This window comes from Caldimonas brevitalea, assembly GCF_001017435.1.
Lineage (GTDB): Bacteria > Pseudomonadota > Gammaproteobacteria > Burkholderiales > Burkholderiaceae_C > Caldimonas > Caldimonas brevitalea.
In genome coordinates this window covers 218025-241284 of the sequence record NZ_CP011371.1, presented here as the reverse complement: position 1 = coordinate 241284, position 23260 = coordinate 218025, and the positions used below count along the sequence as shown (strand labels likewise).

Genomic DNA, 23260 nt, shown 5'->3' with positions numbered 1-23260 from the left:
TCGCCCCCAACGCACGAAGCGCAAGGCGCATGCCTCAGCGGCGAGACGAGGCAACCGCCCTTACATCCGACGGCGCAGGTGTGGAGGCCGCGAACGCCGCGGCGCTCAGCCCCACCCGCAGCGCCTCCACCGCCTCCTCGAAAGCCTCACGCGCCTCGTCCACCCCACCGGCGAGGTTCAGAAAACCATGGATCAGCCCCGGGTAGCAGCGCAGCGTCGCCGGCGTCCCGGATTGCTGCAGCTTGGCGGCATAGGCCTCGCCCTCGTCGCGCAAAGGATCGAAGCCAGCGATCTGGATGAACGCCGGCGGTGAGCCGCGCAAGTCGTCGTGCAGCGGGGACATGCGGTTGTCCCCGCGCTGGGCGCGCGGCGCGTAGTGGTCGATGCACCAGTCCATCGACGGTCGCTCCAGGAAGAACCCCTGGGCGTAGCGCAGGATCGACGGCGAATGCATCTGGTTGTCCACCACGGGGTAGCACAGCAGCTGGAAGCTCGGCCGCACCGCATCGCCCCGCGTGTCAAGCGCCACCACCGTGGCAAGGTTGGCCCCGGCACTGTCGCCGCCGACGGCCAGGCGCTGCGGATCGACGCCCAGTGCCGCCGCCTGCTCGGCAATGGCGCGCAGCGCGGCCACCGAATCGTCGACGGCCGCCGGAAAACGATGTTCAGGCGCCAGCCGGTAGTCCACCGAGAGCACCTGCACCGGCGCTGCCGCGGCCAGGCATCGGCACACACCGTCATAAGAGTCGAGCGAGCCCAGCACAAAACCGCCGCCGTGGTAGTACACCAGCGTCGGGGCGGGTGCCGACCCGGACAAGGTCGCCGGGCGGTACCGCCGCACCCGCATCGGCCCGGTCGCCGTGTCGAGCTGCAGATCGGATGACGACACCGGCTGCGAAGGCCGCGGTGCCAGCATGTTGCCCTCGCCTTCGAATTGCCGCCGGGCCTTGTCCACCGACAACTCGCTCCACGGCTTCTTGCCCCCCAGCGTGCGCAGCTTCAACATCAGCTGCACCTGGGGGTTGAGCGCCTGCCCGTCCACCACCACCGGTTCGCCGGCCAGGCGCGACAGCAGCGACGCCGGCAAGCGCATGGCCGTGTGCGCCACCAGCGCCTCGAGCCTCTCTACAACGCGGTGCACCCGCATGCCTGTCTCTCCTCGATCAAGGGGTTCACGTTGCGCACCCACTTGTCTCGATCGTGCCCGACGTGACCCATGCAAGGCGCGCTTGCAACCTTGAGCAAGGCTGGTACCCGGGCGAGACGTGTGTGCGCGATGTCATCGCGCACACACGTGTGCCGCTGCGTCACCGGCGCATATCCTAGGACAGCGGATGTTCGACACCACCCGGTGTTTCGCGCAGGATGCGGCGTGCATGGTAGGCAAAGCCGGCCTGCGAGCGTTTCTCCTGGAGCACCCAGTCGTGCGCCTCGCGCGCCAGCTCCGGGTCGAGGGGCTGCACCGTGCCGGCGGCCTCGGCCAGCAACTGCAGGCGAGCAGCACGTTCACATTGAATTGCGAGCAAACAGGCTTCTTCGACCGAGGTGCAGGCCACCACCAGGCCATGGTGGGCCAGCAAGGCCGCACGTTTGTCGCCCAGCACGCCCGAGATGATCTCGCCTTCGCTGTTGCCCACCGGCACCCCCGGCCAACGCGCGAGGAAGGCGATGTCGTCGAACAGCACGCAGGTGTCCATGTGCGACACCTGCAGGGGCCTCTCGAGCATCGACAACGCACTGATGTGCAGCGGGTGGGTGTGGACGATACACCGCACGTCCGGCCGTGCACGGTAGATCCAGCTGTGGAAGCGGTTGGCCGGGTTGGCCATGCCGTCGCCTTCGAGCACCTGCAGGTCTTCGTCGACCAGCAGCAGATTGGACGCGGTGATCTCGTCGAAGCCCAGCCCGAGTCGCTGTGTGTAGTAGTGACCGGGCACCTCGGCGCGGGCGGTGATCTGCCCGGCCAACCCGGAGTCGTGGCCTTGCGCGAACAGGATGCGACAGGTGAGCGCCACTTTCTCCCGCAGCGACCACGTCGGCGCTGTCAGATGCTGCTGCATCTGCGCTTTGGCCCGTTCGATCAGTTCGTCTTTTTGCATCGTCAGTGTGTCTGCCATCGGCATTCCCTCGGGCCCGCCATCAGGGCGGTCCGGTTGCAAGGCGGGCAAGCCGCCCTTGGTGATTGCTGCACAGTCATGGACCAACCTCCGTGCTGCGCACTCCGGTGCGAGCGTCTTCGGGCGGCCGTGCGACGCTGATTGACCAACCTCCGTGCTGCGCACTCCGGTGCGAGCGTCTTCGGGCGGCCGTGCGACGCTGATTGACCAACCTCCGTGCTGCGCACTCCGGTGCGAGCGTCTTCGGGCGGCCGTGCGACGCTCATTGACTCACCTTCATGCCGCCTCAGGCTCTGCCGCCACCCAAGCCAGGTGGTGGGCGGTCTCGATCGAGCTGAAGAAGGCGAGCCGGGCGTCGACCAGATGACGTCCAGCTTCGAGCATCTGGTCGATCTGGTCATTGTCGCCGGCGGCGAGCTGCACCATGATGTCGCGGATGGTCTCGGCATGGCCGTCGTCGCACTCGACATGGATGCGGAAGAACTCCAGTTCTTCCGGTTGGGCACCGCACGCCGAGAAGCCCGCAAGGATGTCCGAATAAACCGCTGGCACCAGGGCCTCGGCGCCAAGGCACAGGGCCCCCAGGCCGCGGGCCGGGTTGGGGTCGCGGCAGTTGGCGAACATCGCGTCGATCAGCTGGCGTGTGCCCGGCAAGGGACGCGCTCTCTCGAGCGTGAGGCCGAAGTGCTCGAGCATGTCGCGATAGATCAAATAGTGCGGACGCGGGCTGTCAGGCGCCAGCCCGAGCTCCTCGAACAGGTTTTCCGCCAGCGCCAGCACCTCCTGGTTGCTGGGCAGATTGGCCATCATCGCGCAGAGGTAGCGCGTGAAGTAGGTGCTGTAGAGGCCCTGCTGGACCAGCATCAGCTTCAGTTCGTCCAGCGTCACGGTGCCGGCTCGGCAGCGTGCAAGAAAGGAATGTTTGCGTGTCCGCTCGATCAATGCGAGCTTGGTCGCTTCGAGGGTTTCGATTTGCAGGTTCATGGATGACTCCGGGTGAGGATCAAAGATCGGGCCCTTGCGGGCGGCAGAAATGAAAACGTCGTGCCTGGTAGACCCCCCCTTTACGGCGTGTTGCAGTGCCACGCCGTTTCATGCAACCTTTACCGCCGTTTGACGCATATCCCCGTAAGACCGACAGTAGCAAGCCGGGAGTAGGGTCGGATATCTTCATCAATTGACAGGGACCTGTCGGTCTCCTCATGACTCCAGCGACAGACACGAGCGCATCTGCACTCACAGGAGGCTTGCAATGCAATCTCAGGAACAGGTCCTCCGGGTACTGCCCGACCTGTTGACCGCGGGCAGCACCGACCAGGTGAAGGAGCTTTGCCAACGCTACATCGGCGCGATGGGATTCGATTCGTTCTTGATCCTGGTGCACGCACCAGCGGTCGGTTCCGACCCCGAGCACCTCATCACCACCACCTACCCCGAGGCCTGGATCGAGCGATACCACCGCGCGCAGTGGTGGCACCACGACCCTGTCATACGGCACTGCGCCAGCTCCCCGGTGCCACTGGTATGGCACCGGGAGCGTTTTCAGGAAACCCAGACGCGGCACCTGTTCGAGGAGTCGTCCGCCTACGGCGTCGCCACCGGCGTGGCCTCCGCACTGCGTGGCATCAACAGCGGCCAGAAGATGATGATGTCGGTCGCCTGCGATGCGCATGTCGACTCCAAGACCGAAGCTTGGTTGTCCGCTGTGACCCCCTCGGTGCACCTGCTGGCCGCTTATGCCTACGAGGCCTTGTGCCGCACGCAAGAGTCGGGGGGCAGCGAGGCGCCGGTGGTGAACCTGACCGAGCGCGAGCGCGAATGCCTGCGCTGGGCGGCGGCAGGCAAGACCTCCTGGGAGACCTCGCAGATCCTCAGCTGCTCGGAAGCCACCGTGAACTTCCATCTGCGCAACGTGATCCAGAAGTTGAGCGCCTCCAACCGACGCCAGGCCGTGGCCCGCGCGTTGTCGCTGGGCCTGATCCATGTCTGACCAGACTGTCGGCGGTCCGTTGGTTCTTGCCATGGTTCAGGGCCTGTTCTTACGGTGGGAGGGCTCGCGTCGGTGCCTGGCCGGGCCCTAGCCCGCCAGCAGCACGCCGGATGAGGACGGGGCCTGCCGCATCAGGTGCACCAGTTCCTGCCGCTTGAGCTTGCCGCTCGGCGTGGTCGCGATGTCGGCCACGAATTCGATCCGATCGGGGCGCAAGGCCTTGGGGTGCAGCTCCTGTTGCATGCGCTTCATCAGGTCGTGAGCCACCGTCGTGTCCTCGCAGCCCCCCGCCGTGACCAGATAGGCTCGCAGCCGTGTCAGACCTTCGGGCGTGGTGATGGGCACCGCGGCCGCTTTCAGCACACGCTTGTCGGTCAACAGGAAGGCTTCGAGCTCCTGCGGGCTGACCCAATGGCCGGCCACCTTGATGCGCTCGCTGTCGCGCGAAACGAAGCGTAGGCCGGCCGCGTCGCGCACGAACAGGTCCCCCGTCTCGAACAGCGTGGGCGGCGACGCGATCGAGCCCGGCACGTCGGCGTCGAGGTAGCCCAGCATCAAGCATCCTTCGCGCAGTCCGAGCGCAAAGGTGCCGGAAGGTACGTCTTCACTTGCCGCATGCGGCATCTCGGTGTAGCGGAAGCCGTCCACTGGCTGCAGGCCGGGCGGCCCGAAAACGGTCTCGGACAAATAGGGCGCGAAGGTTTCGGTGGCGCCGATCGAGTCGAGCATGCGGGTACCCGACCAGCCTTCCCAGCGCTGACGCACCACCGGCGGCAAACGTTCGCCGGCCGACATGGCGAGCCGCAGCGCGTCGAAACGATAGGGGCGCCGCGCGCGTACCGTGAGCAGGTGATAAAGCGTCGGCACCGCCAGGAACACGCTGACGGCCTCGGCTTCGATGGCGTCGAGAAATTCGGTGTGCTGCTGCCACTGGGGCACCATCACCGCGGTGGCGCCAACACTGAGCGGCGCATGCAGACCTTGCAGGCCGAACGAGAAAAACGGGCCGATGCTCGCCAGCACCCGATCTTCTCGGGTGATGCCCCACATCCGGCGTGTCACCGTGCGCTCGAACTCCCAGAACGAGCGGTGGGCATGGACACACAGCTTGAGCCGCCCGGTCGAGCCCGACGTTGCCAACACCAAAGCCGGGCGCAGGTCGAAGCTGGCCGCGAGGTCGCTCACCGGCAAGTGGGGGGAGGTCGGTTGCGCGCCGTCCGCCAACTGCTCCACCGGGGTCATCGGCTCGGCGGCCGCGACCCGAGAGGTGCGGTCGGCAAGCACCAGCCGCGGGTCGAAATCGCGCCACAACATGTCGTATTGCGACGCCGGGAGATCGGGATGAACCAAGAAGGGCAGATGGCCCGCCCGCATGGCGCCCAACCAGTACACCACCGTTTCCAGTGTGGCCGACCCCACCAGGGCCACACGCTGCTGGCGGCGGCTGCCGGCCAGGCGGATGTCGAGTTCCCGCGCGGCCGCCACGCTCAGCCGCTGCAGTTCGCCGTAGCGCACGGTGCGCCGGCCGCTGGCACCGCCCTCGATCAGCGCCACCCGGCCGGCCAGGCCGGCACGCACATGGCGGTCGACCAGCAGGTCGACACAGCCGGGACTCGGGTCGAGATGCATCACGGTTAGCCTCTCTTGTTTTCGTTCACGGCAGACGGCGCGGCCAGGTGCCCGCTCAGCGGACCATTTCCGCCGGGCCGATCGACGCGAGCCGCTTGAAGTCGAGCGCGGGCATGCCGGCGCGCAACAGTTGCAGCAAACGTTCCATCGTGGCGCGCGGGTTGGCGCGCTGGAATACGTTGCGCCCGACGCACATGCCGCCGGCGCCGTAGCGCACCACCGCACTGCCCAACTCCATCAGCGCTTGCTCTTCGACCAGCGCACCGCCGGCGAACAGCACTGGAGTGTGCGGCTGGATGCCGTCGATCAGCTCGGGAATGTTCGACAGGTCGGCTGGCGCGGTCACCTTGAGCACATCGATGCCCAGCTCGACCATCGCCCGCATGACATGGCGCAGCCGGCCCAAAGCCCCTTCGACGACCGGCGACTTGTCGTAGACCATGGCCAGCACCGGCACACCATAGGCGTGCGCTTCGTCGACCACCTCGCCGACCAGGCGCAGGTTGTGCGAAGCGGTCGCCGGCAAGAAATCGGTTTGCACCGAGACGGCGTCGGCGCCCAGGCGTAACGCCGCCTCGACGCTGGTGACCCGGTGCTTCACATCCGGCGTATCGCCCCAGCCCAGCGCGCCGTTGAGGTGGATCATCAGGCCGCAGCCCGGCACACCACCGAGGCGCTCGGCGTAACCCTTGTGCAGCACCACGCCGGTCACCACCTCGGGCGTCAGCCAGCGCAACACGTCGTCGGTGCGGTTGAGCCCGGGAATGGGCCCGAACGTGAGGCCATGGTCCATCGGAACGATCAGCGCCTTGCCCGACGCGCGGTCCACGAAGCGCTCCCAGCGCCTCTTGCGTGCCATTTCGGTCATGTGTCGGTCCCCGGTTTCAGATCAACAGAACCGAGCACGAGCGCTCGGAGGGGCTGCCGGTGGCACGCAGGGGGTGCGCCGCGAGGCATTCGCCTTGCGCAGCATGCAGCGTGGCGTTGTGGTGCGCGACGCTGGTCTCGTCGGCCTGCACCGCCGTCACCGCGGTGCCCATCAGCATCCACGCGACCGCCGACAGCAAGCGCGTCAACGGCGCAGCGCCGCGCGCGGCGCGCACCGCGGCCCCGACACGGCGCCGCGCCGTGGCACACGCGACCGCGGCGATGCCCAGCATCACCAGCGTGACGCTGCCCAGCGCCCACGGCAGCGGCAGATCGAGAGCCACCGTCACCGGCTCGGCACGCCATGGCAGCTGGATGCGCAGGCCGGCATAGCCGATTGCGCAGGTCACGAGGTAGCCCGATGCCATGGCGAGGAGTGCGGCCATCAACGTCGTCAGCAGGCTCTCTTTGACGAACAGGCCGGCAATGGCGTGGCGACTGAAGCCCATGGCGCGCAACATGCCGATCTCGCGCACCCGGTCGAAGACATTCATCGCCACCGCGTGCCGGACGATGGTCGAGGCGATCACGAACACCAGCACGCCGGTGAAGGCAAACCCGGCCTGGAACAACTTTATGCAATGCGCATGGGCGTCTCGGTCGGTCACCGCGTCCGCCAGCGCACCCTCGAAGAAGCGCATGTAGCCCAGGAGCAGCAGCATCGCGAGCAGCCACACGGCCAAGGCCATCGTGGTGGCCAGCGTGCGGCGCCGGTCGCGACAGAGGTTGCGGAGAGCGACCGGCCACATCACACCACCTCCAGCAGGCGGTACCGCCCCGAGGCAACGCCGTCGTCGGGCCGCGCGCCGCGCGTCACCGACAGCTTGCCGTCGCGCAGGTCCACGATGCGCGTCACGTGTCGCAGCAGGCGGTCGTCGTGGGTCGAGAACACGAAGGTCACGCCGCTTTGGGCGTTGAGCTGCTTCATCAGTTCGACCAGCGCCAGCGCGTTGGTGCTGTCCAACCTGGCCGTCGGCTCGTCGGCGAGGATCAGATCGGGCCGGGTTACCAGCGCCCGCGCAAACGCGACCCGCTGGCGTTGGCCGCCCGACAGCTGGTCGGGCCGAAAGCCCGCATGCCGTTCCAGGCCGACCGAGCGCAAGGCTTCCTGGGTGCGCTGCTGCATCTGCGTGCGCGACAGACGGTGCAGGTGCAGCGGCAAGGCGACGTTCTCGAAGGCGGTGAGCACCGGCACCAGGTCGAAGGGCTGCAGGACCAGCCCCACGCTGCGGCTGCGCAGCTGGTCGAGTTCTCGCTCGTCCAGCGAACTGACCGCCTGACCCAGCACCCGCACCTCGCCGGCACTCGGTGTGTCGAGGCATCCGAGGAGGTTGAGCATGGTCGTCTTGCCGCTGCCGCTCGGCCCGGTGATGGCCACGAAGTCGCCGCGCTGCACGGTGAAGTCGACACCGTCGAGCGCCGTCACTTCGGTCTCGCCGAGCCAATACGACTTACGGACCGAGACGAATTCAATCAGGTTCATGGTGGTCCCCCTTCTTTTCGGTTCACTTCTGGCATTGCGTGGCTGGACCCTCGCGCTCGGGCTCGCCGGCCCTTCGTGTGTCTGTCGCGCCGCGTTGAAGCGGCTCGAACAGGCGTTCGCACGGGTGCGGCCGCAGCGCCCTCGCCGCGCTACACCTGCCGCGTGCCGTGCCGGCGGCCGGCGCGTCAGGCCGGCTGCAGGCTGCCGCCGACCTGGGACAGTAAGGGTTCGCATGGCGTATCGGCCAAGGTGGCAACCCAGCCTTGTAGTTGTGCGTTGTAGCGCTCACGCAGCTTGCGCTTGAGGGTCTTGCCCGTGGCGCCGATGGGAAACTCCTCCCAGTCGATCACCCACACATGCCGCAGCTGCTGGTCGGCACCCAGCGTCGCGTTGAGGGTGCGCCGCAGCACCGACGCTGCGACCGGGGCAGCGTCGGTGCGCAGCGCGACCACCGCCGCGGGCAGCTCAGGTCCCTCGGGGTCCTGGCGCACGCCGAACACGCAGGTGTCCAGCACCCCCGGGTGCTTCAGCACCACTTCTTCGATCGGCAACGTATAGACCGGGCCGGTGGCGGTGTGCATCACGTCGACCTCGTGGTCGAGATGCACCAGCTCGCCGTCGTCACCTTCGAGCACCAGGTCGCCGGTGAACCACCAGCCGTCGCGGGTGGTGGCATAGAGCGCGTCGTGGGCGTTCCAGTAACCGCCGAACAGGCTCTTGCCCTTGATCATCAAGCGGCCGACTTCTCCACGCGGCACCGGCCGCCCTTCGACATCGGCAACGCGGATGCGGGGACCGAGTGGCGCCCGGCGGCCGATGCGTCGGCCGAAGCGGCGGGTCCACGGTGTCGTGATGCGCAGCAGCGCTGCAATGCCGACCTCGCTCGAGCCGAGTCCGTCGAGGAACAACGCTCCGGCGACAGGAATGCCCAGGCGTCTGAAGAAGGACCCGCGGGTCACGAAGGCCCGCTGCTGCACCTCGTGGCTGGCATCGGCCGTGGTGCCCCAGATGCGCACGCTGTCGAGCCCCCGCTCGAGCGCTCCGGCTGCGATCAGCCGGGTGTAGGTGATGGGAAAGGCGAAGAACAGGGTCGGGCGCTGCTCCTCGATCTGCCGGATCAGACGCGGCGCCGCCAGCTCGCTGTTGACGATACAACGCAGGCCCATCAACAGGATGCCGTGCAGATAGAGGTGCGACACCTGGTGGTTGAGCGGCAGGGCCAGGCACGCCAGGTCGGCGCGTGACACCGGGTTGAACAGCACGAAGGAGCGCAGCGACTGCGCCATGCCCTCGGACGTCACGATCACCCCCTTGGGCAGGTCGGTCGTGCCCGAGGTGTGCACGATGTAGAGGGGGTCACCGGCGCCGCGCGGGCATACCGGCATGGCCGGCAGGTCTCTTTTCAGCAGGTCGGCCAGGCGGTGCACGCGCAGCGGGCCGGCCGGGTTGCCGTCGAGCGCCCGCGCGTCGCTCAGCACCACCCACCGCACGGTGTGTGGCGGCGAGACACCATCGGCATGCACCCGCAGGTAGCCTTGGGTGTCGGTGATCAGCAGGCGCACGCCCATGCGTTCCATGAAACGCGCGGCGGTCTCGCCCGCCACGTTGACGTTCATCGGCACCGCAATGGCGCCGATCCGAACGGCGGCAAGCGAAAACAGGAAGTGGTCGAAGTCGTTGCGCTTGTAGACCGCCACCCGGTCGCCTTTGCGCACCCCCAGGTGGTGCCAGCTGGCAGACAGGCGCTCGACGACTTCACGGGTACGACGGGCACTCCAGGTGAGGTCGCCGACCCAGGCAAGCGGCTGGGCCAGTTGGAACAAGGTGCGTTGTCCGTGGCGTCGCTCGGCTTCCTCGAGCGTGTGCTCGACCCGGCCGTTCCAGAAGGCGAGCAGTGCGAGCCGTCGCGGCAGGCCCAGGCGCACGACGGCAAACACGAGGTAGGCCAGCACGACAGCGACAGGCACCAACAGCAAAGCAGTCATGGGGTCACCCCTTGGTCAACAGACTCAATGTCGTCGAGCAGCCGGTCGAGGGCGGCCAGCAGCGGTGTCACCAGGTCTTGCCGGATGTCCGGGAAGGCGGCGCAGCGATACACGACGTCGATCTGCATGCGCCCGTTGACGGTCGGCGTGTAGAGGATGAAGTCGTAGGGCGGCACCAGGCAGCCGAAGCCGATGTACTGCAGCGTACGATGCGCTGTGGATCCGAAGTTCGAGAAGTCTTCCTCGATGCGGCCCGGGTTGGAGTAGCAGGCGTTGGTGCCCTGGCACAGGTTGAGCAGGGTGCGGGCGAGCCCGTTCAGGGCGGGACGCCGCAGCACCAGCTGCAGGGCTTCGAGCCGGCCGATCTCGGTGCTGACGCGCGTGTCGGTACGCGCCGCCTCGACGGCCTGGTGTACGCACCGCAGCAACTCGCCGCTGGACTGCCCGGTCGGGATGCGCACGTTGCTCGGCACGAGGTAGTTGCGAAAGCTGCGGTCGTAACGCGCGTCGAGCAGGCGCCGCAGGCTCACGGCGCATGTGATGCGCAGCATCCCGCGCCGGCCCGCCGCCGAGCGTTCGAGGGCACGGGCGAGCGCCGCGCACCACAAGGTGTTCACGGTCACGCCGACCGCCCGGGCCGCTGCCGCCAGGCGCGTGGCGGTCAGCGGCGGCACCATGCCGTGGTAGAAATCGAGCCGCCCGATCGCCGGGTCGGCCGAGCGGCCCTCCCAACGCGGCCCGCGCAAGGGCCGTTGCAAGCCGATGTCGCGCTGCACCAGGTCGGCCGCGATGCTGAGCCCGGCACGCCACCAGCGGCCCACCTTGGTCGTGAGCCGGCCCCACTGCGGGCGAAACTGGGCCAGCGGCGTGAACGACAGCACCTGCCGCGACGCAACGGCGCCGGGCACCCCCGAGAGCTGCGCATAGTGGTCGATGATGAGGCGCAGCAGCAGGAAGTCGCTGCGCGCGTCGGCGACCCCATGGTGGGTGTTCAGGTAGACGCAGGAACTGCGGCCATCCCGGCCGGTCACCAGCAGCAGCTGCAGCGGCGTGCGGGCGCGCCAGTCGAGTCGGTGCTCGTCGCTGAAGTCCATCAACAGGCGGCGCAGGTAAGGGTCGGCGAGATGGCAGTCGCCGGCGTGCTGGCGCCACGTGACGAAACGCTGCGCCAGGCCCACAACGGGCTCTTGCAGCTCGGGCCGGCGCGCCAGCGGCAGCGAGCGCAGCAGCGGGATCTGCCCCACGGCCCGTCGCACCGCCTGCTCGAGCAGCGCCGGGTCGAGCCGGCCCGACACGATCAGGATCTGGTTCGTGTTGACGTTGGCGAGGCGGCCCAGGTGCACGAAAACCTCCGCCAGCGCGTCGAGCGGCTGGCGCTGTGGCGGGGCGGCACGCGCGACCCCGGCGGAGGTCAGGGACGCCACGCCTGGCCCCTCAGCCGGCCGCGGCCACGGTGTCCTGCTCGACCACCGCTGCGGCGTCGGCATACCAGCGACACATGCTGCGCAACTCGTCTGCCGTCAGCGGTGTGACCGGCACCGAGCGCTGCGTGGCCGCGTCGAGCTTGGCCCGCTCGAAATGCCACTCGGTCCGCGCGAACGGCTGGTTCGGCGCCACGGCGCGGTCGAACTGCTGTTCCAGCGCCGTGGTCGGTTTGCCGATCGATGCCCGCAGGCCCGCCACATCACCCCACAGCGGCACCAGCTCGCCCATCGGCACCCGCAAGCCGCCGCCGCAGTGGAACACCTCCAGCTCGCGGCCCGCGTCTTGTCGCAGCGTCAGGGTGCCGGCATCGGCGACCAGCTGGTCGATCGACACGAGGTCGACCCGGGTTTGCGGCAGCAGGTCGACGGCCAGTTCGGTGTGACCGGCCTTGGCGATGGCGGTCATCGCGTCGAGGAACATGTAGAAGCCGAAGCCATTGCGATGAGCCCAGCCGGTGTGGCGATGCCCCACCACCACGGTGGGCCGGAACACCGTGACGGGCAGCCCTTCACGCAGGTAGGCAAGGTGCAGCGCCTGTTCGGCACTCCACTTCGTCACCTGGTAGGTGTTGACCATGCTCGGGCGTGCGTGCAGCTCCTCACGCACCGGGCCGCCCGCCATGCCCGCCACGTAGGCGGTCGAGACGTAGTAGAAGCGGCGGCAGGCAGGCGCGTGTTGCTTCACCAGCTCGTACAACCGTGTGGTGTTGCCGACGTTGGTGTCGAACGAACGGCCCAGCTTGTGCGGCGAATAGCTCATCTCGGCCGCGACGTGCCACACCTCGGTGACGTCGGCCAACGCACTCGGCTCTAGCGTGCTGTCGAGCTGGGTAAAGTCGACGTTGAGCACTTGCAGATGGCTTTCGAGGGCGCCGCTGATGTCGAGGCCTTGTCCCTGCGCCGCCGCGATGACCGCGTTGACGGTCCGCATGCCGTCGGGGTCGTTGCGCGACAGCGCCGCGACCCGCATGCCACGGGCGAGGAAACTGGCTGCCAGGGCACTGCCCACGAAGCCGGTGACGCCGCTGATCAAAACTTGATGCACTTTTTCACTCCTCAATAAATGCAGTTCGCTGCAGAGGCCGGTCCTCCCCCGCAGCGGCCCACGGGGTCAGACTTCGATGATGTGTTCGTCGACCTTCACGCCGACGTGGCGACCGGGTTCGGTGCCGAAGCCCAGCACCGGGTCGCCCGGCTTCAGCTCGGTCACGTTGCGGGGTTTGGCCTCGTCCGAGAACACGCGGACGTGCCAGTCGTCCTGCATGATGATGTTGACCTTGCGCTGTTGCGGGAAGGTCGCCTCGATCAGCAGCAAGGGCCGGATTTCGGTCTTGACGCGGCCGACGTAGACCTGTCGCGTCTCACCGCGAGCGTTGACCGTCGTCAGCTGGCTGCCCGCACGCAGCTCGCTGATGTAGCTGGTGCGGTTGTGAGACTGGAACACGTAGCTGTGCACCGAGGCCGCGTTGATGCGGAAGGGCCGCAGCTCCATGTAGGGCAGGTGGAACACCTCGGGACAGCACAGGATGCCGCCGCTCGAGGTGGAGCCCACCAGGATGCCCTCGTCGGCGTTGAACAAGTGGGTGGTGTCGATGCAGGCCCGATAGCCCAGGCCCAGGTGCGTGATGCGATCGGTCACGCCGACCTGCAACTCGGTCCGCGGTGAGGCCAGGCGCTCGAGCTTTCGAGCGAACGCATCGAACTGCGCCATCGTCGTGAAGCCGACGGCCACACCGTCGCTGCCGAGTTCGAGCACGCCCAATGCGATCACCGCATCGTCGACGTTTTCGTGTACCTCTTTGAGCAGCACCGTGCGGGTCCCGTGCAACTCGGCGATGACGTGTTCGAGCGGAATGTTGGTGGCGTCCTTGAACGACACCAACAGGTGGTCGTAGTGCAAGCCGTCACGGCACGACGCCTTCAGGCTCGGTGCGTTGTCGACATGCGCGCGCCAGCAGGTGCGAAAGCCGGCCGCCTTTGCGGCCACCAGCACGCGCGGGTCGCCGCTCGAGACGACACCCGCCTCGATACGGCCCTGGGTCGCGTGCGGCGCGATCTGCTCCGACAGCTGCGCCCACAGCGCCAGCGAGTCGACCTGGATCACGCGTTGCAGGCGTGGGGACACTGCCTCACCCAGCTCCCTCAGGCCTTCGGGATACAACACGATGCCGTTGTAGCCGCCCTGCCCGAGGCGCTGCACGATCGCGCGGCGCGTCTCGTCACAGACGTGGGTCAGTGCCCGCGAGTCATACCAGATGACCGCGGCGCGGGTGCCCGGCACCGCCGTGGTGAAGGGAGACCGCGCTGCGCCCCGAGCCGCGGCCGTGTCGCCCATCACGACCCCGGCCTGGCCCACGACGCCCCCATCGTCAGGGGCGGCCACGTGTGGGGTGAGGAGCTGTTCCATGGCGTTTGCGGAGGGCCGGCTGGGTCAGAGGCAGGGAACCACGTCCGTGGCTGCTGCGCAGGCGGAGCCAAGCGCCGGCACGTTGTGATAGGGCGACCAGCCCAGCACACGGCGGGTGGCCTCGCCCACCTGCACCGACAGCGCGACCGCCTCGTCGACCCCGAAGCGCACCGGCGCGGCATAGCAGGTCGCGGGCACCTGCAGCTGGTCGAGCATGCGCTGGACGACCGGCGTGGTGACCATCACGTAACGTTCGATGCCATGCGCGTCGGCGAAGTCGATCAGCCGGCGCATGGCGGCACGGATGGCCTCGTAACGCAGCGTTTGTTGCCGTTGCTTGCACGCCGCGTCGGCGGACGGCGCCGGGAACTCCGTCGCAAAACGCGAAATTTCCCAGGTGAAGGGATCGGCTGGGGCAGGACGACCGCCCAGCAGCGTCGGGAACACGTCGCGCAACATGTTGGGCCCGAGCGTCGGCAGCAAGCGCATGCAGCCGTAGAGTTGGCGGTCACCGCCTTTCATCAGCAGGTAGTACGGGTCGACGGCGTCGTACCAGTCCTCCTCGCGGCCGTTGCGCACGTCGACATCCCAGCCGAGGCGTTGATGGAAAACACGTGCCCGCAGGCGGAGCATCGCATCGACGTCGGCGGCCGGAAGCTGGGATCGTTTGGCGATCCGGTGTTCGAAAGAAATTTCTTGCATGTGTGTCCAGGGTCTTGAAGGGGTGCAGGGCCGAGCAGACGCACTGGGGCATGGACTTCATCAAGAAGACCGGCGGTGACGTGTTCTCAGGATCAGCGGACGCGAGCGCAAAAGTTCTTGCGCCGGGCAGCCTGTGGTATGTCGCGGTTGTCGTCTGCCATGCGTTGCATCGTAGGGAGCGAGACCCCTCGCGTCTCCTATCATTTCTGTTAGCGCGCTGTCAGCCCAGCGTCATGTACACATGCACAAACCGCAGCAGATCGCGGCCTGCAGCCCGATCGCGTGATCGCGTGCGAGCACCGCACCCCTAAGAGAGGGGGGGTGCGAACGTCGCGATGAGAGGAAAGAAGAAGAGGCGGTTGGACGTGCGGTGCGCACCGGGGCGACAGCTGCGACGCCGGTCGAAGAGGCGGCGCGCGCGAAGCAGACCGCCGCTGATGCAGCGCAGCGGTCTGTCTCAGCCGCCCTGCAGATAGCGCAGCACGATGGCGCTGCTGTAGTGGCTGGCGACCTCGCGCACGAACGCACCGAAGTCGCGCTCGGCGGTATCGTCGGCGCGATCCGAAATGGTGCGCACCACCGCGCAGGGCACGCCCAGGTCGTGACACACCTGCGCCACTGCAGCGCCTTCCATCTCGACCGCCAGTGCATCGGGCAATGCGGCGCGCAACGCCCCGCTCTGTGCAGCTGACGCGACGAATTGATCGCCGCTGATCACCAGTCCCCCGTGCACGCGAGCCTTGCCGAGGCCGAAGGCCTGGACGGCGGCCTCACCGAGATGGGTCGCTGACGCGCCGAGCACGACCTCGGCCGCCTCCTGCAACGCCCGGTTGAGGCGCGCGTCGGTGGCAAAGCGCGAACGCCCGTACAAGGGCACTTCGTAGCGCGGGAACAGCGGTGACGCATCGAGGTCGTGCTGCAGCAGCAGATCCGCCACCACCACGTCGCCGACCCGCACGCCCTCGCCCAGGCCGCCAGCGACGCCCGTGAACAGCAGCTCGCGCACGTCGAAGTGCGTCGCGAGCAGGGTCGCGGTGGTCGCGGCGGCGACCTTGCCGATGCGTGACAGCACCACCACCACCTCACGGCCCTGCAGCCGGCCCACCCAGAACTCGCGCCCGCCGAGCAGGTGACGCTGCTCGTCAGGCATCAGCGCCAGCAGGGTGTGCAACTCTTCGTGCATGGCCGCCATGATGGCAATGCGTGACATGGGCTCTCCTTTGCGGGAAGACGACAAAAAGAACAACGGCCCGATGTTGCCATCGGGCCGTATGCTCGGTGTGCGATCTTCGGCCGCCGGGGCCTCGCCTGCGCTTATCCGCCGCGAAGCTCGCGGCGCAGGATCTTGCCGACCGGGGTCTTCGGCAGCTCGTTGCGGAACTCGATGATGCGCGGCCGCTTGTAGCCAGTGAGGTGCTGCTCGCAATAGGCTCGCACGTCGGCCTCGGTCAGCTGCGGCTGGCGCTTCACCAGCACCAGCTTGACGGCCTCGCCCGACCTCTCGTCGGGCACACCCACGGCGGCACACTCGAGCACACCTTCCATCTGGGCCACCACGTCTTCCACTTCGTTGGGATAGACGTTGAAGCCCGAGACCAGGATCATGTCCTTCTTGCGGTCGACGATGCGGAAGAAGCCGCGCTCGTCGACGGTGCCGATGTCGCCGGTGCGGAAGAAGCCGTCGGCCGTCATCACCTTGGCGGTCTCGTCGGGTCGCTGCCAGTAGCCCGCCATCACCTGCGGCCCGCGCACGCAGATCTCGCCGGGCGTGCCAAACGGCACTTCCTGGCCTTCGTCGTCGAGCAGCTTGAACTCGGTGGACGGCAGCGGCACGCCGATGCTGCCGGTGTAGGCCTTGCTGTCGGTCGGGTTGCAGCTCACCGAAGGCGAACATTCGCTGAGCCCGTAGCCCTCGCAGATCGGGCTGCCGGTCTTCTCGAGCCACAGCTTGGCGGTCGCCTGTTGCACCGCCATGCCACCGCCCACGCTGAGGCTCAGGCTGCTCCAGTCGACGCTGTTGAAATCAGGATGGTGAGCCAGCGCGTTGAACATCGTGTTGACCGCCGGGAAGCTGTGGAACCGGTGCTGCGACAGCTCCTTCAGCACGGCTGACATGTCGCGCGGGTTGGGGATCAGCACGTTGCAGCCGCCAATGCGCAGGCTCAACATCATGTTCACGGTGAACGCAAAGATGTGATAGAGCGGCAGCACGCAGATGGTGACGACCTGCTCGCCGGCCGGCACCTTCTTCATGGCCGGTGCGTTCCAGGCTTCGGACTGCAGCACGTTGGCGATCACGTTGCGATGCAACAGCACGGCCCCCTTGCTGACACCGGTGGTGCCGCCGGTGTATTGCAGCACCGCGATGTCGTCGCGCTTGATCTCGGGGCGCTTGAACGGCGCCGTGCGGCCCTGCGCGATGGCGTCCTTGAAGCGCACGGCACCGGGCAGGCTGAAAGCCGGCACCATCTTCTTCACCTTGCGCACCACATAGTTGACGATGGCCCCCTTCGGGAAGCCGAGCAGATCGCCCATCGACGTCAGCACCACCTTGCGGGTGGGCGTCTGGGCCTGGCATTCCTGCAGCGTCTTGGCGAAGTTCTCGATGATGACGATGGCCTTGGCGCCCGCGTCTTTCAGCTGATGCTCGAGCTCACGCGGGGTGTACAGCGGATTGACGTTCACCACCACCAGGCCGGCCCGCAGGATGCCGGCGACCGCGATCGGGTATTGCGGCACGTTGGGCATCATGACGGCGACGCGGTCGCCTTTTTCCAGCCCTTGCGACTGCAGGTAGGCAGCGAAGGCCCGCGACAAGTCGTCGAGCTGGCCGAACGTCACGGCCTTGCCCATGAACTTGTAGGCCGCCCGCTCGCGGTACTTCTCGAAGCTCTCTTCGAGCAGCGCGACCAACGAGGCGTATTGGTCGGGGTTGATCTCCTGTGGGACACCCTCTGGGTACTGCTTCAGCCAAACCTTGTCCATCTAATCGTTCTCCGTCAGAACGCGGGATTCTGACTCAAACCTGACACATCCCGCATCAGGTGTTTCGAGGTCGGTTGTGCGATAGGGCGCTGCCATCCTTGACGAAATGCCATTCGTGTTCGCAGCGACCTGCCACCGGTGAAAAGTGAGCAATGGTACGCATTGCGCGAAAACCAGGGGAGCGCACGCCTACACGACCTCTTGCCGCCCGGTTGCCGCGCGGGGCCAGGAGCGCCGGGCTGTCCGACACGCGTCGGCATGTCGCCTACATCAAGCCCGTTGCAGAAGTCGCAGGCAGAGATGGTGGGCATGCGGGTTGCGTCCAAGATCGTCGATGAACCTGCCTGCGGCCGCCCAGCGGTCGCGGGCCTCCCCGCCCCTGCGGCTCTGCATCAAGAGAAGGAGTGAACCATGAGCATCAAGAAGCAATCCCTGATCGGCACCACCGTGGCCTTGACCCTGGCGGCTGCCACCGGCTTGGCAAGCGCCCAGTTCGCCACACCGACCGGCCCGCAAGGCGAGGCCCTGTCGTCGCGCGGCCCGGGTTCCAACAGCGGCTCGGTCGAGCCCAACTCGCCGCTCAGCCGCGGCACGCATGCGGCCGACGGCGAAAGGACCGCGCCGGAGGCCAGCTACAGCAACGTGCCCAGCACGTCAGGCAGCCGGCTCGATGCGCCGGCCGGCAGCAGCGGCACGATGTCGTCGCCGTCGACCCCGGCGGCGCCTCAGACCTCGCCGATGGCGCCTTCGGGCGACGCCACCGGCTCGGATCAACTGAATGCACCGGCGGGCGGCGCCATTCAGACGGCCCCCGGCACGACGACGGCGCCCCGCTGATCGCCCCTCCAGCAGAACTTGCAGCAGGGACCGCCCTGCAAGTTCTGCCCCCTGGCAGTTTCACTTGTCAGGACCCCAAGCAGCTTCGGCTGCTTTTTTTGCGCCGCTCCCACAGCTGGGCATAAGCCCCACGAACGCCCTCTTGAGGGGTTGCCCGCGCCCGGCGACGCCGCCATCATGCGTGCCCACAACGCCGGCATGCCCGCCCGCGCGGGCCCGCGGCTGACCACTTCGGCAGACGTTCAGCCACCGCACCGGCGACGTGGACCAGACGCTCACACCAGACGCTCACACAAGGCGGCCCCGCCGCGACAGGAGGAATCGCGATGGCATCTCACCCGCTGCTCGATGCCGCGTCGCAGGACGACAAGACACACGCGCGGCGGTTGCGGTTCGCCACCACGCTAGCGGCCCATCCGCTGTGGGTGTGCGGGCACCCAGGCCAGACGGTCGACGGCGGCGTGCCCACCCGTGTGGCGTTCACGCCTTACGACGGCGGCGCCCGGCTGGGGCTGACCAGCTACGTGGACCAACAGGCGCCCGCCCGCGACCCGGCCTTTCCAGGAGGCCCGCTGATCGCGTGCACCGGCGCGCTGTTGCTGTCGTGGACGCGGCAACAGAAGTTCGATGCGGTGCTCAGCGATGGTGAGCGCATCGTGATCGTGCCGTACGGAGAGCTCTGCAACCTGCGCACGGCACTGTTGTTGTCGTCGACGACGCTGAACGACAGCGACAAGGAACCCGCGCTGCCGTCGATCGCCCCGTTCGCGCGGGCGGTCTATGCGTATTGCGCGGGCCGCGCGGACGTGCGCCGCTGCTGGCTGGGCTTCATCGTCGCACCGGGCGGCGTCATCAGCGTGGCGGTGATGCTCGACGCGTCGAGCCAGGCCTTCCATGAAGAGCAGTTCGAGCAGCTGTCGCAGCTTCACCTGCCGCCCGGGTTGGCGCTGCTGCACCTCGACCCGACGGCCTTGCGCGACGAGCCTGGCGCGCGCGACTTGCGCGAGCGCCGCCCCTTCTACTGCAAGACACACCCGCAGACCTGGTGGACCAAACTGCGCTGGCGCGTGTCGATGCCGCCACTGCCGGTGGTGCGGCTGGAGGCCCGGGCGACAGGGCGCGCGCCGGGGCCGGCGCCGGCCTGAGTCGGCCGGCACGGCGCAGCGCGGGTGCGCCTGCGCGTCAATGCGGCAGGGCGCCGACCGGCGCCCTGCGGTTCACTCGACAGCCTTGACCATGTCTTCGACCACCTTCTTGGCGTCGCCGAAGACCATCATGGTCTTGTCCATGTAGAACAGCTCGTTGTCGAGGCCGGCGTAGCCGGCCGCCATCGAACGCTTGTTGACGATCACCGTCTTGGCCTTGTAGGCCTCGAGGATGGGCATGCCGTAGATCGGGCTGCCCTTGACCTGCGCGGCCGGGTTCACCACGTCGTTGGCGCCCAGCACGATCGCCACGTCGACCTGGCCGAACTCGCCGTTGATGTCTTCCATCTCGAACACCTGGTCGTAAGGCACTTCGGCCTCGGCCAGCAGCACGTTCATGTGGCCCGGCATGCGCCCGGCCACCGGGTGGATGGCGTACTTCACCGTCACGCCCTTGTGGGTGAGCTTCTCGGCCAATTCCTTGACCGCGTGCTGGGCACGTGCGACGGCCAGGCCGTAGCCCGGCACGATCACGACGGTCTCGGCATTGCCGAGGATGAACGCGGCATCGTCGGCGCTGCCGCTCTTGACGTTGCGCTGCTGCTGCGCGCCGCCGGTCGCCGCCGCGGTGTCGCCACCGAAGCCGCCCAGGATCACGTTGAAGAACGACCGGTTCATCGCCTTGCACATGATGTAGCTCAGGATGGCACCCGACGAGCCCACCAGCGAGCCGGCGACGATCAGCATGCCGTTGCTCAGCGAGAAGCCGATGCCCGCTGCGGCCCAACCCGAATAGCTGTTGAGCATCGACACCACCACCGGCATGTCGGCACCGCCGATCGGGATGATGATCAGCACGCCAAGCACGAAGCTCAGCGCCAGCATCAGGAGGAAGGCGCCCCAGTCACCGGTCAGCATGTAGGCGATGCCCAAACCCAGCGTTGCGAGGCCCAGCACGAGATTCAACAAGTGCTGGCCGGGGAATACCACCGGCGCCCCCTGGAACAGCCGGAACTTGTACTTGCCACTCAGCTTGCCGAAGGCGATCACCGAACCGCTGAAGGTGATCGCGCCGATGGCCGCACCGAGGAACAGCTCAAGCCGGTTGCCCGCCGGGATCGGCTCGTCACGCCCGGTGATGCCGAAGGCCCAGGGTTCGGCCACCGCCGCGACGGCGATGAACACCGCGGCCAGGCCGATCATGCTGTGCATAAAGGCGACCAGCTCGGGCATCTTGGTCATCTCGACCCGCTTGGCCATCGCGGCGCCCGCGGCACCGCCGACCAGCAGGCCGATCAGCACGTAGGCCAGCCCGGCACCGGCACCGCCGGCCAGCTTCACGATCAGCGCCGCGGTGGTGATGACGGCGATCGCCATGCCCACCATGCCGAACAGGTTGCCGCGGATCGAGGTGGTGGGGTGCGACAACCCCTTCAAGGCCTGGATGAAGCAGACCGACGCCACCAGGTACAGCAGCGTCACGAGGTTCGCGCTCAGTGCCATTTACTTGCCTCCCGTTGCGGACTTCTTGTTGTCCTTTTTCCTGAACATTTCGAGCATGCGCCGCGTCACGAGAAAGCCGCCGAAAACGTTGACCGCGGCCAGCGCCACCGCCAGCAGGCCCATGCTCTTGCCGAGCACGGTTTCGGTGAGCGCCGCCGCCAGCATGGCGCCGACGATCACGATCGCCGAGATCGCGTTGGTCACCGCCATCAGCGGCGTGTGCAGTGCGGGGGTCACGGTCCAGACAACGTGGTAGCCCACGTAGATCGCGAGCACGAAGATGATCAGGTTGATGATGACCGGGCTGACGGTGTCCATGCCGGGCTCTCCTTGAGATGTGGAACAACGGGGGGGCGAAGCCGGCGCGGCGTGGCAGCACGCGTCGGCCTCGACGCGAACGTCACAGCTTGCGGATCTCTTTGACGCGGTTGCCTTCGTCGAGCAGCACGACCTTGGGTTTGTGGTCGCGCGCGTAGTCTTCGCTCATCGGGGCATAGGTGCAGATGATCAGCAGGTCGCCGACATGCGCCTTGCGCGCCGCGGCGCCGTTCAGCGAGATCGCGCCGGAGCCGCGCGGTGCCTTGATGATGTAGGTCGAGAAGCGCTCGCCGTTGTTGACGTTGTAGAGCTGGATCTGCTCGTACTCGCGCATGTCGGCCGCGTCCATCAGGTCTTCGTCGATGCCGCAGGAGCCCTCGTAGTGCAGGTCGGCTTCGGTCACGGTTGCGCGGTGCAGCTTCGCGCGGAGCATGTATCGGTTCATTTGCGGGTCACCTGACCGTCTTGGGTTACGCGGCACGCGGCCACAATGTCGTCTTCGAGGTCGATCTTGAGGCCGCCTTCCTTGGTGAGGATGAGCTTCAAGAAGTCGAGCACGTTGCGCGCATAGAGGGCCGAGGCATCGGCGGCCACCAGCGCGGGAAGATTGGTTTCGCCGACCAGCGTGACGCCATGCTTGGTCACGGTGCGGCCGGCCTCGGTGAGGGCGCAGTTGCCGCCTTGCGAGGCCGCCAGGTCGACGATCACCGAGCCCGGCTTCATGCTGCGCACCATCTCTTCGGTCACCAGCTGCGGTGCGGGACGGCCGGGGATCAGCGCGGTGGTGATCACGATGTCGGCCAGCGCCACGCGCTTGGCCACTTCCGCCTTCTGCCGCTCGAGCCAGCTCGGCGGCATCGGCCGCGCATAGCCGCCGACACCTTCGGCCGCCTCGCGTTCTTCCTGCGTCTCGTAGGGCACGTCGATGAACTTCGCGCCGAGCGACTCGACCTGCTCCTTGACGGAGGGGCGCACGTCGGAGGCTTCGATCACCGCGCCGAGGCGCTTGGCCGTCGCGATCGCCTGCAAGCCGGCCACGCCGACCCCCAGGATCACCACGCGCGCGGCTTTGACGGTACCGGCCGCGGTCATCAGCATCGGGAAAAAGCGCTGGTAGCGGTCGGCCGCGATGATGACGGCCTTGTAGCCGGCGATATTGGCCTGCGAGCTCAGCACGTCCATGCTCTGCGCGCGCGTCGTGCGCGGCGCGGCCTCGAGGGCGAAGCTGGTCAACCCGGCCGCCGCCAGCCGCTGCAGGCCTTCGGCGTCGAACGGGTTGAGCATGCCGACCAGCACACTGCCCGCGCGGGCCAGCGACAGTTCGCCGGTCTGCGGTGCCCGCACCTTGAGCACCAGGTCGCACGCGTAGGCGCCCGCCTGGTCGGTGATCTCGGCACCGACGGCCACATAGGCCTCGTCGGTAGCCGAGGCCGGCACGCCCGCGCCGGACTGGACGCGCAGCGTGTGCCCCATGGCGATCAGTTTTTTCGCCGTCTCGGGCGTGACAGCCACGCGGGTCTCCCCCGCCACGGTCTCGAGCGGTACGCCTATCAGCATGAAGCCCTCCTGGTTCTGGAATTTCGATGTTCGGATGTGAACTGGTCGGCAGCTTACACAACCTTACCTGGCCGTCAGGGTAACTGAGTTTCAACTTTCAGTTCATTGACAGCTCCGGTATCCGACCGGACGGCTCGACGGGCTTTGCCGCGGCCGGGTGGTGCGCCGGGCTGCAACGATAAACTGCCCAC

General features: G+C 67.5%; 21 protein-coding genes. 3 read left to right on the top strand and 18 right to left on the bottom strand.

Translation table 11 applies throughout. The features are described 5' to 3' along the window. Positions 1–34 precede the first annotated feature (34 nt). The 3 genes from AAW51_RS01050 to AAW51_RS01040 form a co-directional block, all read right to left on the bottom strand. Positions 35–1147, bottom strand: a complete 1113-nt coding sequence (locus tag AAW51_RS01050; protein ID WP_053013228.1) for an alpha/beta hydrolase — start codon at positions 1145–1147, stop codon at positions 35–37. Between the two features lie 175 nt (positions 1148–1322). Then, positions 1323–2117 carry an aldolase gene (locus AAW51_RS01045; RefSeq protein WP_047197243.1) on the bottom strand — a complete coding sequence of 265 codons (795 nt, stop codon included), beginning with the start codon at positions 2115–2117 and terminating at the stop codon, positions 1323–1325. A gap of 276 nt (positions 2118–2393) precedes the next feature. Continuing rightward, on the bottom strand, positions 2394–3101 hold the full coding sequence (locus tag AAW51_RS01040) for a TenA family transcriptional regulator (protein ID WP_047193139.1): 708 nt from the start codon (positions 3099–3101) through the stop codon (positions 2394–2396). A 268-nt stretch (positions 3102–3369) separates the two neighbouring features. Here AAW51_RS01040 and AAW51_RS30580 point away from each other — a divergent pair, with 268 nt between their 5' ends. Next, positions 3370–4107 carry an autoinducer binding domain-containing protein gene (locus AAW51_RS30580; protein ID WP_053013227.1) on the top strand — a complete coding sequence of 246 codons (738 nt, stop codon included), beginning with the start codon at positions 3370–3372 and terminating at the stop codon, positions 4105–4107. Positions 4108–4194: 87 nt separating this feature from the next. Here AAW51_RS30580 and AAW51_RS01030 read toward each other — a convergent pair whose 3' ends face one another. From AAW51_RS01030 to AAW51_RS00980, 11 genes are all read right to left on the bottom strand, one after another. Further along, the gene (locus AAW51_RS01030; protein ID WP_047193138.1) at positions 4195–5736 is read right to left on the bottom strand and encodes an AMP-binding protein; all 1542 of its coding nucleotides are present in this window, start codon (positions 5734–5736) and stop codon (positions 4195–4197) included. Positions 5737–5791: 55 nt separating this feature from the next. Beyond that, complete coding sequence (locus AAW51_RS01025) at positions 5792–6604, bottom strand: class I fructose-bisphosphate aldolase (RefSeq protein WP_047193137.1); 813 nt, start codon at positions 6602–6604, stop codon at positions 5792–5794. A 16-nt stretch (positions 6605–6620) separates the two neighbouring features. Next, a complete protein-coding gene (locus AAW51_RS01020; protein WP_047193136.1) occupies positions 6621–7412 on the bottom strand; it encodes an FtsX-like permease family protein in 792 nt (263 codons plus the stop codon). Further along, positions 7412–8146: an ABC transporter ATP-binding protein gene (locus tag AAW51_RS01015; RefSeq protein WP_083437983.1), complete on the bottom strand. Its 735-nt coding sequence runs from the start codon at positions 8144–8146 to the stop codon at positions 7412–7414. The genes AAW51_RS01020 and AAW51_RS01015 overlap by 1 nt, the downstream gene beginning before the upstream one ends. A gap of 185 nt (positions 8147–8331) precedes the next feature. Beyond that, positions 8332–10131, bottom strand: coding sequence for a class I adenylate-forming enzyme family protein (locus tag AAW51_RS01010; RefSeq protein WP_047193135.1), 1800 nt, complete (start codon positions 10129–10131; stop codon positions 8332–8334). Beyond that, positions 10128–11555: a hypothetical protein gene (locus tag AAW51_RS01005; protein ID WP_047193134.1), complete on the bottom strand. Its 1428-nt coding sequence runs from the start codon at positions 11553–11555 to the stop codon at positions 10128–10130. The genes AAW51_RS01010 and AAW51_RS01005 overlap by 4 nt, the downstream gene beginning before the upstream one ends. A gap of 10 nt (positions 11556–11565) precedes the next feature. Beyond that, positions 11566–12660: an SDR family oxidoreductase gene (locus AAW51_RS01000; protein ID WP_169787959.1), complete on the bottom strand. Its 1095-nt coding sequence runs from the start codon at positions 12658–12660 to the stop codon at positions 11566–11568. Between the two features lie 66 nt (positions 12661–12726). Beyond that, on the bottom strand, positions 12727–14022 hold the full coding sequence (locus tag AAW51_RS00995) for a 3-dehydroquinate synthase II (RefSeq protein ID WP_238947720.1): 1296 nt from the start codon (positions 14020–14022) through the stop codon (positions 12727–12729). Positions 14023–14046: 24 nt separating this feature from the next. Further along, entirely contained in the window at positions 14047–14724 is a 678-nt protein-coding gene (locus AAW51_RS00990) for an acyl-homoserine-lactone synthase (protein ID WP_047193133.1), read from the bottom strand. 457 nt (positions 14725–15181) lie between these two features. Next, positions 15182–15934, bottom strand: a complete 753-nt coding sequence (locus AAW51_RS00985; RefSeq protein WP_047193132.1) for a 5'-methylthioadenosine/adenosylhomocysteine nucleosidase — start codon at positions 15932–15934, stop codon at positions 15182–15184. Between the two features lie 104 nt (positions 15935–16038). Next, positions 16039–17709: a long-chain-fatty-acid--CoA ligase gene (locus tag AAW51_RS00980; protein WP_047193131.1), complete on the bottom strand. Its 1671-nt coding sequence runs from the start codon at positions 17707–17709 to the stop codon at positions 16039–16041. A 411-nt stretch (positions 17710–18120) separates the two neighbouring features. Here AAW51_RS00980 and AAW51_RS00975 point away from each other — a divergent pair, with 411 nt between their 5' ends. Together AAW51_RS00975 and AAW51_RS00970 are read left to right on the top strand one after the other, a co-directional pair. Then, on the top strand, positions 18121–18546 hold the full coding sequence (locus AAW51_RS00975) for a hypothetical protein (protein WP_047193130.1): 426 nt from the start codon (positions 18121–18123) through the stop codon (positions 18544–18546). Between the two features lie 326 nt (positions 18547–18872). Beyond that, positions 18873–19691: a hypothetical protein gene (locus tag AAW51_RS00970; protein WP_047193129.1), complete on the top strand. Its 819-nt coding sequence runs from the start codon at positions 18873–18875 to the stop codon at positions 19689–19691. Between the two features lie 72 nt (positions 19692–19763). On the opposite strand, the gene AAW51_RS00965 is transcribed toward AAW51_RS00970, so the two are convergent. The 4 genes from AAW51_RS00965 to AAW51_RS00950 all read right to left on the bottom strand — a co-directional run bounded on the left by AAW51_RS00965 (position 19764) and on the right by AAW51_RS00950 (position 23069). After that, complete coding sequence (locus AAW51_RS00965) at positions 19764–21188, bottom strand: NAD(P)(+) transhydrogenase (Re/Si-specific) subunit beta (RefSeq protein WP_047197238.1); 1425 nt, start codon at positions 21186–21188, stop codon at positions 19764–19766. A gap of 6 nt (positions 21189–21194) precedes the next feature. Then, positions 21195–21512, bottom strand: a complete 318-nt coding sequence (locus tag AAW51_RS00960; RefSeq protein ID WP_047193128.1) for an NAD(P) transhydrogenase subunit alpha part 2 — start codon at positions 21510–21512, stop codon at positions 21195–21197. Positions 21513–21594: 82 nt separating this feature from the next. Continuing rightward, entirely contained in the window at positions 21595–21957 is a 363-nt protein-coding gene (gene panD, locus AAW51_RS00955; RefSeq protein WP_047193127.1) for an aspartate 1-decarboxylase, read from the bottom strand. Continuing rightward, complete coding sequence (locus AAW51_RS00950) at positions 21954–23069, bottom strand: Re/Si-specific NAD(P)(+) transhydrogenase subunit alpha (RefSeq protein WP_047193126.1); 1116 nt, start codon at positions 23067–23069, stop codon at positions 21954–21956. The genes panD and AAW51_RS00950 overlap by 4 nt, the downstream gene beginning before the upstream one ends. Between the last annotated feature and the right edge of the window lie 191 nt (positions 23070–23260).

What these genes read in the sequence shown, in the direction of transcription:
- AAW51_RS01050 (WP_053013228.1), bottom strand. Translation starts at nt 1,147, where the DNA reads ATGCGGGTGCACCGCGTTGTAGAGAGGCTCGAGGCGCTGGTGGCGCAC.
- AAW51_RS01045 (WP_047197243.1), bottom strand. Translation starts at nt 2,117, where the DNA reads ATGGCAGACACACTGACGATGCAAAAAGACGAACTGATCGAACGGGCC.
- AAW51_RS01040 (WP_047193139.1), bottom strand. Translation starts at nt 3,101, where the DNA reads ATGAACCTGCAAATCGAAACCCTCGAAGCGACCAAGCTCGCATTGATC.
- AAW51_RS30580 (WP_053013227.1), top strand. Translation starts at nt 3,370, where the DNA reads ATGCAATCTCAGGAACAGGTCCTCCGGGTACTGCCCGACCTGTTGACC.
- AAW51_RS01030 (WP_047193138.1), bottom strand. Translation starts at nt 5,736, where the DNA reads ATGCATCTCGACCCGAGTCCCGGCTGTGTCGACCTGCTGGTCGACCGC.
- AAW51_RS01025 (WP_047193137.1), bottom strand. Translation starts at nt 6,604, where the DNA reads ATGACCGAAATGGCACGCAAGAGGCGCTGGGAGCGCTTCGTGGACCGC.
- AAW51_RS01020 (WP_047193136.1), bottom strand. Translation starts at nt 7,412, where the DNA reads ATGTGGCCGGTCGCTCTCCGCAACCTCTGTCGCGACCGGCGCCGCACG.
- AAW51_RS01015 (WP_083437983.1), bottom strand. Translation starts at nt 8,146, where the DNA reads ATGAACCTGATTGAATTCGTCTCGGTCCGTAAGTCGTATTGGCTCGGC.
- AAW51_RS01010 (WP_047193135.1), bottom strand. Translation starts at nt 10,131, where the DNA reads ATGACTGCTTTGCTGTTGGTGCCTGTCGCTGTCGTGCTGGCCTACCTC.
- AAW51_RS00995 (WP_238947720.1), bottom strand. Translation starts at nt 14,022, where the DNA reads ATGGAACAGCTCCTCACCCCACACGTGGCCGCCCCTGACGATGGGGGC.
- AAW51_RS00990 (WP_047193133.1), bottom strand. Translation starts at nt 14,724, where the DNA reads ATGCAAGAAATTTCTTTCGAACACCGGATCGCCAAACGATCCCAGCTT.
- AAW51_RS00985 (WP_047193132.1), bottom strand. Translation starts at nt 15,934, where the DNA reads ATGTCACGCATTGCCATCATGGCGGCCATGCACGAAGAGTTGCACACC.
- AAW51_RS00980 (WP_047193131.1), bottom strand. Translation starts at nt 17,709, where the DNA reads ATGGACAAGGTTTGGCTGAAGCAGTACCCAGAGGGTGTCCCACAGGAG.
- AAW51_RS00975 (WP_047193130.1), top strand. Translation starts at nt 18,121, where the DNA reads ATGAGCATCAAGAAGCAATCCCTGATCGGCACCACCGTGGCCTTGACC.
- AAW51_RS00970 (WP_047193129.1), top strand. Translation starts at nt 18,873, where the DNA reads ATGGCATCTCACCCGCTGCTCGATGCCGCGTCGCAGGACGACAAGACA.
- AAW51_RS00960 (WP_047193128.1), bottom strand. Translation starts at nt 21,512, where the DNA reads ATGGACACCGTCAGCCCGGTCATCATCAACCTGATCATCTTCGTGCTC.
- panD (WP_047193127.1), bottom strand. Translation starts at nt 21,957, where the DNA reads ATGAACCGATACATGCTCCGCGCGAAGCTGCACCGCGCAACCGTGACC.
- AAW51_RS00950 (WP_047193126.1), bottom strand. Translation starts at nt 23,069, where the DNA reads ATGCTGATAGGCGTACCGCTCGAGACCGTGGCGGGGGAGACCCGCGTG.